Below are 12838 nucleotides of genomic sequence, written 5' to 3' on the forward strand. Positions count from 1 at the left end.
CAGAACGCCCTTTCGATCGCTGTTATCATAGCCATGTATTAATTACGAATTGAAGAGGCACGGATAATCAGCTCTGTAGGTAACAACTGCCTTGCAGTTTCTGCGGGGAGTTCGGTATTCACTGATGAAGCTGTTACTCCCAATGATCCATGAATAAGCTTGGATGCAGCCAGTTCTCCCATTTCATAAAAGGGAACCCTGACGCTACTCAGCGGTGGAACTGCCATCTCGGCCGCGTCGGAGTCATCGTAACCCACAAACGCGGGGAAATCCTGAACCTTGATCCCACGCTCACGCAAACCATGCATAACACCGATTGCCATCCGGTCATTCGCAGCAAATACAGCGTCAATCTCGTCAAGCCGAGCTGCAATGGTGGCAGCTGCCTCCACACCGCTTCGTCTGCTGTAATTTCCCTCCAACAATAGACTGGAATCCACCTGCATTCCGGCTTCATTCAGTCCGATTTGAACGCCCTGAAGCCGCTCCTGACTGTTGGAGTAACTATCCGGACCATTGAGAAAGGCGATATTCCGGTAGCCCTGATCGGTAAGGTGACGGATTGCCTGCCTGCTGCCCTCCACATGATCAGCATCCACTTCCATGAATGATTCACTATCAAAGTGCTGGTTCATGATGCAAAATGGATGTCCCTCCTGCTGAAGCTGTTGCAAGGCATCAAGTTCTCCATAATCATCCCGCGCGCCGAGAATGATGCAAGCATCCACTTTCTGACGGCGGAACAGATCCGTATAATTCATCACTTCACCCGGTGTCCGGAACATGACCAGCAGGTCCATGCCGTTGTCCCTGGCTTTGCTCCCAATGCCACTCAGCATTTCCGAGAAGAAATATGCCGAGAACAAGTGCGCCTTCGGAACGTAGGGCAACACCACGCCAAGGTTACCACTCTTACTTCTCGCAAAGCTGCGGGCCAGTGCGCTGGGCACATAACCCAACTGCTCAGAAGCTTCAATAACCTTACGGCGGGTTTCCTCTTTAATAGGACCAACGCCATTAAGAACTCGGGATACTGTAGCTTCTGAAACACCGGCAAGATCAGCCACTTCTTTACGGGATGCCATGGATCTCACCTCCTTCATGCTTCCTGAACACATGCAAAACCGATGCCATGTATCAAATAATTATGTACGCGCGTACATCTTCTCATGTGTTGTAAACGTTGTCAATGCTTTTAACACAAAAAAAGATGAGGATTTGTGTAAACAAATTCCCCACCTCTTGCTTACTATATTTTCTTGTAACTTGTCCCATGTTCCCTTATGATTCACATGACTACAAATAGTTCTTTATTGGCCCAGCTAACTATAGTACAGACCTACATCAGGTCGTCACACCGTTACCAACGGATGATTGACTGAACTCAGCCTGTTCTAAAATGGTGATATTAGCTGGAATGCGATCCGAAGGCTCAGGTGTCGATTGAAGCTGCCGTACTTTGTGCAGCACTTCCTTATTCGGAAGGAAATGCTGAGAACGAATGAAACGAATGGTTTTGGTTTTGGCACGCATGACAATGGAATCGGTCTCTGCCCGGTCATCTGCGAGGTAACGCACACCACCAAGAATTTCACCCGGAGTAACACCTGTTGCGGCAAAAATAACATCTTCCGTGCCGATCATATCCTGCATCGTTAATACTTTATAGGGATTATCGATTCCCATTTGCAAGCAGCGCTGGAATTCGTCTGCGTTCGCAGGCATTAGGCGACCTTGAATCTCGCCTCCAAGGCAGGACAAGGCGGCTGCAGCAAGCACTCCTTCCGGTGCTCCTCCTGATCCGACATACAGATCAATACCTGCCTCTGGGAACGCAGGTGCCATTGCGCCAGCAACGTCACCATCACTGAGGAACTTGATTCGCACACCAACCTTGCGCAATGTTTTGATTATATTCTCATGCCGAACACGATCCAGAATCATGACAGTTAGATCTGAGATGTTTTTGTTCAATGCTTCAGCTGCTTTCTCCAATGTCACCTCAACCGGGTCTTCGATACTGACCTTGCCCACCAGAGCCGGACCTACAGCCAGCTTTTCCATGTACATATCCGGTGCGTGGAGCAGGTTGCCTTTTCCCGCGACTGCAATAACCGATAAAGCGTTGTTCAGGCCCTTGGCTACGATCTCTGTTCCTTCCAAAGGATCCACAGCCACATCAACCTCGGGGCCCTCAGCGTTGCCGACTTCTTCCCCGATATACAACATAGGTGCTTCATCCATTTCTCCTTCACCGATTACCACCGTGCCGCGAATAGACACGGAATCGAACATGGCGCGCATAGCCAAAGTAGCCGCCTCATCTGCACTATTCTTGTCGCCCCGCCCCATCCAGGGTGCTGAAGCTAACGCAGCCAATTCTGTTACTCGGACAATTTCCAACGCCAGTTCGCGTTCCATTTTTCCCACTTCCTTTCCAGTTTCCAAAAGCATACATTGAAAGCGGTACTAAATCCATCGCAAATCCATATGAAATTGATCTTAAAAGGGAGCAATAGCCCGATTTTGAGAAATTACTCCATTCTGTCCCTCATCGATAAATGAACACAATTACACACGTTTGAACATGCCTTTTTACGAGTCTTACCGCACTGAATTATTTCAAGTGGAAGCAGTATAATTTATCTTTTTTTCTAAACTCCATATTTATCACGTTGAGATTGTCCCAGAAACAGATAAGTACAAAAAAATTCGTATAACAACGTTATTTATGTAATTAAACTTACATTCACAAGGAGAACTATCCTGCACTCTCACGTTCGTCGAAAACGGTTTACATTAGACCCGATACAGCCATCCTGCACTTTCAAAGAAACAATATTGAAGACCTTATAACAGAAATTTTTCATTCAAATATTCGAACTGAAAATTCACCTAAATCCAGCTCTATCCGTCCCTAGCAATATAGATACAGTTTATGGATGTCATCGAAAATAATAAGTTTACATAATATTTATTACGTCGTTAAAAACTCAATTCTTTTTATTTCTCTTCAAAAGGTCTATTTTGCTTTAGCTTCGTGTGCCACATAAATATGATCTGGCTCTTTGATCAAACTTTGTAGGTTAGCAGGTTTCTACCTCAGCCCCCAACATGGCAACTGCAATTTTCAGAAAATCCTCTCTTTGAATCTGCAAATGACCATATCTAAAATGATATCCCCACCTTGCCTGTCCCCGCGTAAGAATCAGTTGATCCAGTAAATCAGCGATCTTCACCTGCTGACAAGGATAATACTGAACATTCCTCCGATTCGGTACAAAGGAATCCGACACATGGTGCGTGTACACCTGATCGTCTATTATACGCCCTATGGCCGTGAATGCTTGAAGTACCTTGCCTCCTTGCATGCTTGTTCGCGGCGAATAATAGATCAGCCAGTCTCCTGCATTCATTCTGCGCAGTGAAGCTACCTTGCCGTGACAGAGCTGGGCGAAGCCCCCCTCCACCCCTTTTTCCACATGTGATGCAGACACAACGCCGATCCAGTAGCAGTTTCCTTTTTCAGATTTAGCCTCAACTTCTAACTGAGAAGCCAGGAGTTCACTCGTATGAATCTGCATAATTCCTTTGCTGGTAGCCATCAAATCATGCTTTGCCTGTTCATTCATCTCTGCACCTGTTCTTTCCATGCCTTCTTCAGACGCTCAAGCTGCAAGAAATGATGACGATAATGCATTTCGACCAATGCAAACCATTCCTCTGCATTCAAACCGCCAAAGCTTGGATGTGTCAACGTACATTCCTGTATTGTTTCTTCCAGCAGCACTTCCAATCTCCGCATTTCATGCCTTACCTCATTAAATCCTTGAATTATTGATTCTCTTCCATCCGGTTGTAGTGGAGTATACTCAGGAGAAGCAGGAACGTGGATACGTATTGGAGGAAAACTTGCTTGCGCAAAAACAGCTTCACCTGTTTCTGTTTTGCCTTGGTTTTGCTTCTTATCCATGTCCTCCTCTGCGCTTATACAAAGTTGAACATTGGCTAAATGCATTTTCATTGCAGACTGAATTAAATGCTGGTACATCTGGCCCACCGACCACTCAGTCTCACTGGATTTGTAGCTTAACTGAGCATCGCTCATCAGCTCCAGTTCCTGCAAATAACGTTCCAACGTCAGTTCAAAATCACGTCGAATCTCTTCGTTGTTCCTTGTTATTGTCGTTTCCATACAAATACACAACTCCTTCAATCGGTTATAAACCGATCATACACAAACACTACTGACAACGTTATGTCAGTAGTGTTTAAGGAGATTGCTTGCTTCTTCTCGAATACAGATTCTCAACGATTCAGGCTCCAAAACCAGAGCCGAAGCTCCCCAGCCAAGTATCCAACGCAGTACATCTTCTGGATGCCTTACACGAAAATCTGCGTATAATCCATCTGTTTGCAGTTCTGCTTTCTCCATATAGTAATTATTCGCTTCAATCACTCTATCTGCAATTCGACCATGAAACCATACACGGACATGAACATCACGGTTGTCAGCTGGTGAGTAACTATGAATATTAAAACCTGGAGGAAGATCGAATGGATCTGTACTAATCTCCAGGTCGCTCATGCGGGATATACGAAAATGACGAATCTCTTGTCGCAAATCACATCGGGCAATCAGCATCCATGAGCCTTGCATCCAAAGCATCCCGTAAGGGGAGGCCATACGGATGGTCTTTTGCACGGTTTCATTAATAGTTCCAGGTTTATGATAATGAAAACGGATTTTGAGCTTATGCTGCATTGCCTTTCGGATGATTCCCATATGTTCGATCTCTCGCTCGCGTGCATCACTGTCCGGTGAACGAAGTAAACGGATACCCTGTTGTATCTCTCCCACCTCTTCCCGAAGAGGCACGGGCAGGATTGCTTCAATTTTGGAACGGGACGTAAGGGATGTACTTTTGTAGTAGTTATCGAAGCGCTGTTCCACAAAATCAAGTCCGATGAGAAGTGTTACCGCTTCTTCAGCTGTGAAGCTGATCGGAGGCAAAAAGTATCCTTCCATAAGTGAATATCCTACTCCGGGTTCTCCTACCACAGGAACTCCTGCCTCACATAACGCCTGAATGTCTCTATATATGGTTCGAACACTTGTTTCAAACAAGAGGGCTAAATCTTCCGCACGTTGAACCTTCCCCCGTTGCAGCTCAAGTACAATGGCCAGCATACGATCCGATTTGTTCACGAATCACCCCTCCTTGTGTGTAATATCAATTACACCATCTTCATAGGACATTTATTATAAGTAACATATGGACAAATGAAAAGTATACAGACGAACTAGTTTTCGCAATGCCCGAATCGAACCATTTTCGTATGTTGTTTCATTAAACAACAACAAAGACCAACCCCCAGAACATAGGTTGGTCTATAAAAACTCTTATGATATTGAAATTCAGAGAAAGCTCTGACCTCACTACTTCCATGATCATTGGGTAGAACCCATTCTATCGTGCTCATCGATCACCTTGTTTACCGCTCGTATTATTCCTCCATATCCGGTGCAGCGGCACAGGTTGCCGCATAACCCCATTTCGATCTGTTCCTGACTAGGCTGCGGATTGCGGTCTAAGAGAGCCTTGGTGGAAATGACCATTCCGGGAGTACAATATCCGCATTGGAAGCCGCCCTCCTCCACAAAAGCCTGTTGAATTGGATGTAACTCGCCCTCCTTTTCACCATGTAACCCTTCTATTGTTGTTATCTCGCTTCCAATACATTGATAAGCCATCACGAGGCAGGAATTGACCGGCTCTCCATCCATCAGTATCATACAAGCGCCACATCGGCCGACTTCGCAGGAAACTTTTGTTCCGGTTAGATTTAAATGCGAGCGCAGTACGTCCACAAGACGGGTTGTCTGGGTGATCTGCAATTGTTTCTCCTCACCATTCACAACGGCTGTCCAGAAATCGCCCAAAGGTTCAGTCATGATGAGCTCACTCCTTCCTGAAGCAAGACGCCAATTGGTTTGATCAGTTGATCGCGCGGAACTGGCAAACGATTAACCCACACACCTGTAGCCTGATGAATCGCAGCTGTTATGGCCGGAGCAAGCGCCACCGAACCAATCTCGCCAATCCCCCGTGGTCCAAACGGATCGCCCTCTGGCAGATCTTCAATGGCCTCCACGTCCAGATTGGTGTGAATGTCGCGAATCGTCGGAATCAGGTAGGTGTCCAAATTGGTTGTCATATAGCGACTGTCTTGCATCACGGCATCCTCGGTCAATGTAAAACCCAGAGCCATTACACTTCCGCCTTCGATCTGTCCGATGAAACCCATTGGATTGATGACAGGGCCAGCAGCCACCACATGCCTCGTATCCAGCAATTTGGCTTCCCCGGTTAGTGTGTTTACCTCCACTTCTGCTGCTACTGCCGCATACGTATATAGATAATGCCCAGCAACAACATTGTCCGGCGTGGTCGGATATTCAAATTGAGTATCAAAAATCCAATCTTCTGCTTCTCCATGCTTCGCTAGATCAACGTAAGAAACAACAACGCTGGAATTCATCGCCGGTTCATCTGCTGTAATTTCTGGAGAAAGCTGTCCCTTACGCCATACTCCCTCTATTCCAGTAATCAGTTCTTCAGCAGGAATTCCTGACAAAGCAGAGGCTACTGACAAAATTTTGGACCGAAATGGTGTCTGTAATCGCTGAAGAGCCATCCAGGCCATCGTCGTTGAACGCGAAGCGGTGCTTGAACCACTGTGCGGCACTCGATCCGTATCCCCAATAATAATACTCAGATCGGATGTTGAGCAGTAGAACAGATCGCAGAGCATCATTTCCAGCGTGGCAATAAGTCCCTGACCGAATTCTTCGTAGCTGAATGCCACTTCAATCTTACCTTCGGCATTCAGAGATAGACGGCCGCCCGCCGGATCGGGTATGCCATAACCCAACCCTGCTCCGTGCATCGCGATGGCTGCACCCACTCCACGTTTAATCCAGGGAGGCAGAGCAATATCTGTTGGGGGATGCTGATGCTTTTGCCATAACTCCGAACGATCCAGTGCCTCCCATACTTGCGACAGACCATCCGTGACCAGAATCCGTTGATTTAGTGGCCCAGGATCGGTCTTTTCCCTCATGTTGCGTCTCCGAAACTCCCAGGGGTCTATATCCATAATCTCGGCGAGTCGATCCATCTGACCCTCCATTGCAAAGATCGCCTGATTTCCGCCAAATCCGCGAAACTCTCCCGACACCCCATTATTCGTATATACCGAGACACCCTCCACATCTACATTGGGAATAGAATAAGGTCCGAGACAGTGTTCTGTGCAAAAATTCAGGACGGGTGCCCCCAGCGTGGCATATGCTCCGGTGTCTGCGGTAATGCGGACTCGGTGAGCCTGGATCATGCCTTCACGGCTGATTCCAGTCTGCATCTCAATTTTCATCGGATGGCGCTTCAGGCCTGCACGTACGGATTCTTTGCGTGAATTGTGCATTTTCACAGGACGTCCGGACCTTAAAGCAAGCAGTGCCCCATAAGGCTGCACATTCAGCTCATCTTTCCCGCCAAAAGAACCACCTATCGGAGATGAGACCACCCGGATATCCTCTTCGGAACATCCAATGATTCGGGCAAGCTGCATCCTGTCCTTGTAACCATGCTGTGTAGCCGCGTAGACATGGAGTCTCCCATTTTCATCAGGAACAAATAACCCGCCTTCTGTCTCCATATAGGCATGCATCTGCCGAGGGGTATAGTACGTCTCACTCACAATATGTTCGCATGCAGCAAAGCCCTCATCTACATTGCCTCGCTTGATTTCGGTACGGTGCAGCACATTGCCGGGGCCATGTTCATGGAGCTCTGGTGCACCGGGTGCCAGTGCAGCTTCTGGGCTGTCTAGCGGACTCCATTCTTCATACTCAACATGGATGGCATCCAGAGCGAGCGCTGCACGTTCCGGGGAGTCCGCAGCAACTGCGGCAATGGCATCACCGACATAACGAACAACATGCTCGCAAAATACAGGCTGATCCGGAGTTGCAATGCCAAACAGGTTCAAACCGGGTACATCTTTGGAGGTGAGTACGGCAAATACACCCTCCATAGCCTCCGCTCCGGTAATATCGATAGACAATATGCGAGCATAAGGATAAGAGCTTCGAAGGACCCTTCCGTGGATCATATCGGGCAGGGTCATGTCTGTCAGATATTGAAGCTGTCCCGTTACTTTGCCTACCCCATCTGGCCGCAGATGCCAACGTTTCCCACTACTATCCCGATTCAACAGCATGCTCTCTCTATCTCCTTTCTCCCTTTCCAAAATCTTTTAGGCTCACGCTTCCCTTCTTCAAGCTTCTTCAAAATGGTTTTTCTTCTATAAGCGAAGTGCTTCCCAGAGTCCGGCACCGAGCATATTACCTGCCGTTTGTTTGCGGTACTCTTCTGTAGCGAATGCATCGCTATAAGTCACGAATTCCGCCATAACCGAGGCAGCTAAAGATGAAGCTTGCATAACCGAAGTCTCCCCGCCAAGAAGCAGCTTTTCCGACTCCGTAAGTCGCATGGCCATACCTGAACCTCCACCTGCAGCGATCGCTATCTTAATCCAGTGGCCATCTATATCCACTTCTCCGTGAAATGCAATCGTCACCAGCGATGCTGTAAAGGTCTCCCGCCGACCCAGCTTGCGGTAAAATGATATTTCACGCGTTACAAATGTCCGTTCGCTCGCAACATCAAGGAAAGGCGTATGTTTCATCGGAATATGAATGGCGATTAATACATCATTCGGGTTGCGACTGCTTTCACGACCGCCGTTCAGCCAGGAGGAAAGACTTCGCATCTCCATGCCATTGTCCGTCATCCAGTACAGCTGTGCATCGTAGACAAGCAGTGCGGGAATGGAGTCTCCTACTCCCGATACAATGTTTCCGCCAATTGTCGCCATATTTCGAATAGAAGGAGCGGCGATAGCGTTCATTGCAGATTGTAAAATGGGCAGCTGTTGTAGAAGAACGTCTGTGGCACAATGACTTAATCGCGTCAGTGCTCCAATGACCAAATCATCTCCATCCACATATACGCCGCTTGCATCTGGAATACGAGCAAGGCTGATCATATGCTCAGGTACAGGTACAAGGCCGCCCTCCCACTGAGTACGTAATAATGTGGTCCCTGCTGCAAAATAATATTTCCCGGACAGCTCATTCTTTAAAGCTTGAAGTTCATCTAGATTAACGGGCTGCCAAACCGTTGGCTGTGCTCCTGACCCATATGCCGGCATGACCATCCTTCCATCTCCCTTCTCTATCTGGAATCTGTCTGCGGGGTGTTGGATATGAACGAATGATCCAAATAATTCTTCAAATCATATGGGACTGCAACAATAAGGTCAATTATCTTCACATCATTTTGGATAAACGTATAAATAGATGGTTTAATTTGTGCCTGATGCATTATTAATTCTCAAAAGCTAACAAAAGCCACTTCATTACCAATTAGGTGAAAACAATAAAGAGACCAACCAGATGGTCTGGCTGACCTCATTACTTCGAGAAATAATACACAAGGAATCGCTCCTTCTGCCTTGATTTTCAATCATCTTATTCCATTCACATAATCCAAAATGCGCTCGAGCTCTGGTTCGGTATCCGCATCCCAAAAGCTAAAATCAGACAACGATACATGTGTGCCTGTATATTTGGCATTGCGTATGATTTTTCGCGCCCCCTCATCTCCGCTGAGCGACAAAAGAGGCCCCAGCATATGTTCACGGAAGGCGACCGGAGGCTTACCTCCACTGCCATCCGTAGCTGCTGCATAATCACACCGTTTGTTGGCGGCTAACGATTCAGCAACCCTGTTAATATCTCGTGCCTGCAATAACGGTTGATCTGCCAAAATCATCATCACACCTTCTGGCCTGTATGCCATTGCAGACAAAATGCCACAATGAAGGGACATGGCCATACCGTATGCATAGTCGGTACAGATTGCAATCTGTAGCTTCGTCCTCATATCAAGATTACCGCCATATGATGCTGCATTAAGCCAGATGGAGGGAATCCATGCCAGTGAATCCTCAGGTTTGACCACACAGATAACTTTCTCCAAATCGGAATTCAATGCAGCTTCCAATGTCCATGCAGCCAAACATCTTCCATCAGGCATGACGATAGACAGTTTATCCCGCCCCATTCGGCTGCTCTTACCTGCCGCTAGCACGATACCCGTCAGTCGCATGTGCAATCCCCCTCTGTACGTCGCGACGCTCTGCAGCAACAGCAGCTCGTTTACAGGCAATAAGTTCTGCTGCGATACTGATTGCGATCTCTTCCGGTCCGTCGGCACCAATGTTCAAGCCAACGGGTGAATGCAGATGTTTTAGTGGGGGGAGATCGTTCAGCAAACGTGCTGTCCGTGTTCTGGAGCCCATAATACCAAGATATGCATAATCTCGATCCTCAAGTAATTCAAGAAATTCCCGTTCTCTAGGAAACTGATGACTCATCAATACGATATAATCCCCGCTTTGGATATCCAGTACAGGCATGATCTCACTTGGGAAACCATGGATAAGTTCAACCCCCGGAAAGCGTTCAGCGGTGCATAAGGTTTCTCGCCAATCTGCTATGAGCACACGAAATCCTGCTGATTTGCCCAGACGGGCGACCGGAATCACATCATTTCCGGCTCCAATGATAATTAGACGGGATTTGGGCTCATATCTTGCAGAGATCTGGAGGGGAACATCCCACCGCTCTGCATCATTCAATCCATGCCTCTGAAGATCACTCTCTCCAGAATTAGATGCGACAGCGTCAGCTTCAGACGAATGAATAACGACTAACGATAGTCGCGGTGTATCCTCTGTAATCAATGTATTTATTGGCCCTAGAGAAGCTCCCTTGGCAACTGGGGAATGAGATAATGATGTCTGGCTTTCCTCATCCTCAGCGAGCTGAATCACATAATGAATTTGGGTGTAATGATCGTAGAATGAACGGGTTAGTACCACAGCTGAGCCACATTGAAAATACGCATGCATATGGGACATGATCGACCTGAGTTCACCACATACCGGCTCTAAAAGCACTATAATTAATCCGCCACAGCCAATGGTTTCTCCCCAGGACAGATCATCTTCGGGACGCATATCATACTCCACGAATTCCAACTGCTGTGTATCCAGCACACGGTCCACCCTAGCTTGCAGATCACTCTCCAGACAACCTGGACTGATACTGCCATACATCGTACCTTCTTCGGTCAAAAGCATAGAGACTCCTTGCTTACGGTAAGCATGACCTTCTACCTTAACTGCTGTTGCGAGAACACAGCGCGGTTCCCGCGCTGCAATTGCACACATATCATGCATTTCCATGGCGTCTCCATCCTTTCAGGGATTTGAATCCGAATCTGTAGAAGTGATTCTGAGCCTTTTTAGCGAAGATTGATAGTCTAACTCCTGCTCAGACAGTCCATTGGATGAGTTTCATCCGTTTGCATTTGATTAGATGCGTTTCATCAATCTTGCAATACTTTTATCCGATTCACGAAGTACGATACCACGATCAATCGTTTGAATCTTCCGGTTTTGGAGCACGATGCTTCCATCAATAATAACGGTGTCTACACAGCTGCGAGTTGCAGAATAGACTACACGGGAGTACACATCAGTCTCATAGGAAGGGTACGTATGAAAATCATCCAGATCCAGCAGTAACATATCTGCTTTTTTCCCCACTTCCAGACTGCCGATTTCCTTGGACATTCCGAGCACTTCTGCTCCACCCATCGTCGCCATGCGCAGCACCGTCCGGGCGTCCATCACTGTTGGACCGTGAGGCACCTTTTGAATGAGCGCGGTCAGGCGCATTTCCTGGAACATATCCAGATTGTTGTTGCACGGCGCACCATCGGCACCAATCCCCACCGCAATCTGGCGATTCAGCAGATCAGGAATATCCGCTATACCCGAGGAGAGTTTCATATTCGATCCAGGGCAGTGGGTGACTTTTACACCGCGTTTGCGAATAATCTCCTTCTCTTCCTCACTCAGCCACACACAGTGGGCAAGCACCAGTCTTGGGGTAGCCAGACCGATATGATCCAGATAGACAATGTTGCGCATGCCACGTTCGTGTTCTACCAGTTCGATCTCGCCACGATTCTCAGAGGCGTGGGTGTGCACTTTCACATGGTACTTATTCGATAGGTCACGTACCTCAACCAATAGTTCCTCGGTGCACGAGACGACGAAGCGTGGACAAAACGCATACTGAATGCGCCCACCGCCGAATCCATTCCATTTCTCCAACAAATCGACACTTTGTTGCAGCGAGGTAGCCGTATTTTCACGCAGCGGTTCAGGAACTTCATCCCCGTGATCCATCATTACTTTGCCGGAAATCACCCGAATGCCGCTTTGAGCCATCGCCTGAAAAGCCGAATCGGTATGATGCACGGTCTCCATATCCAAAATCGTTGTTGTACCGCTGGAAATCAATTCGCCCAAGCCGAGCATCGCCGAGTAATAGACAGACTCTTCATCATGCGCCGCCTCAAGCGGCCAAATGCGTTGACGAAGCCAATCCATCAGTTCCAGGTCGTCCGCACGTCCACGGAACAAGGTCTGACACAGATGAATATGCGTCTGGATAAAACCTGGAAGCAGTACTTTGCCTCGAGCATCAATGACCTGATCTGCCTGAACATCGATATGCTCCGCAATTTCTTTGATTTTATTGTCCTCGATCAGCAAATCTCCCGTAAATACATCCTCTTCTGCATTCATTGTGACGAGTTGTGCACCTTTTAGCAGGATCGTTCCCATGATAATC

At 47.5% G+C, this 12838-nt stretch carries 11 protein-coding genes; all 11 read right to left on the reverse strand.

Annotated elements, in window-relative coordinates; all coding sequences use genetic code 11:
- Positions 1–38: 38 nt before the first annotated feature.
- Positions 39–1085 carry a LacI family DNA-binding transcriptional regulator gene (locus CS562_RS04485; protein ID WP_076288651.1) on the reverse strand — a complete coding sequence of 349 codons (1047 nt, stop codon included), beginning with the start codon at positions 1083–1085 and terminating at the stop codon, positions 39–41.
- A 259-nt stretch (positions 1086–1344) separates the two neighbouring features.
- The gene (glpX, locus tag CS562_RS04490; protein WP_099853937.1) at positions 1345–2421 is read right to left on the reverse strand and encodes a class II fructose-bisphosphatase; all 1077 of its coding nucleotides are present in this window, start codon (positions 2419–2421) and stop codon (positions 1345–1347) included.
- 665 nt (positions 2422–3086) lie between these two features.
- Positions 3087–3632: an EVE domain-containing protein gene (locus CS562_RS04495; protein WP_373561680.1), complete on the reverse strand. Its 546-nt coding sequence runs from the start codon at positions 3630–3632 to the stop codon at positions 3087–3089.
- Positions 3629–4195: a DinB family protein gene (locus CS562_RS04500; protein ID WP_099853939.1), complete on the reverse strand. Its 567-nt coding sequence runs from the start codon at positions 4193–4195 to the stop codon at positions 3629–3631. Before CS562_RS04500 ends, CS562_RS04495 begins: the two co-directional genes overlap by 4 nt.
- A 66-nt stretch (positions 4196–4261) precedes the next feature.
- Complete coding sequence (locus CS562_RS04505; protein WP_099853941.1) at positions 4262–5209, reverse strand: helix-turn-helix transcriptional regulator; 948 nt, start codon at positions 5207–5209, stop codon at positions 4262–4264.
- Positions 5210–5452: 243 nt separating this feature from the next.
- Entirely contained in the window at positions 5453–5956 is a 504-nt protein-coding gene (locus CS562_RS04510) for a (2Fe-2S)-binding protein (protein ID WP_099853943.1), read from the reverse strand.
- On the reverse strand, positions 5953–8286 hold the full coding sequence (pucD, locus tag CS562_RS04515) for a xanthine dehydrogenase subunit D (RefSeq protein WP_099853945.1): 2334 nt from the start codon (positions 8284–8286) through the stop codon (positions 5953–5955). The genes CS562_RS04510 and pucD overlap by 4 nt, the downstream gene beginning before the upstream one ends.
- A gap of 84 nt (positions 8287–8370) precedes the next feature.
- On the reverse strand, positions 8371–9285 hold the full coding sequence (locus tag CS562_RS04520; RefSeq protein ID WP_099853947.1) for an FAD binding domain-containing protein: 915 nt from the start codon (positions 9283–9285) through the stop codon (positions 8371–8373).
- 308 nt (positions 9286–9593) lie between these two features.
- Complete coding sequence (locus CS562_RS04525; protein ID WP_099853949.1) at positions 9594–10238, reverse strand: nucleotidyltransferase family protein; 645 nt, start codon at positions 10236–10238, stop codon at positions 9594–9596.
- Positions 10204–11379, reverse strand: coding sequence for an XdhC family protein (locus CS562_RS04530; RefSeq protein ID WP_099853951.1), 1176 nt, complete (start codon positions 11377–11379; stop codon positions 10204–10206). Before CS562_RS04530 ends, CS562_RS04525 begins: the two co-directional genes overlap by 35 nt.
- 129 nt (positions 11380–11508) lie before the next feature.
- A complete protein-coding gene (locus CS562_RS04535) occupies positions 11509–12831 on the reverse strand; it encodes a 5'-deoxyadenosine deaminase (protein ID WP_090806403.1) in 1323 nt (440 codons plus the stop codon).
- Between the last annotated feature and the right edge of the window lie 7 nt (positions 12832–12838).

Source organism: Paenibacillus sp. LK1, assembly GCF_002750415.1.
In the GTDB taxonomy this organism is placed as follows: domain Bacteria; phylum Bacillota; class Bacilli; order Paenibacillales; family Paenibacillaceae; genus Paenibacillus; species Paenibacillus taichungensis.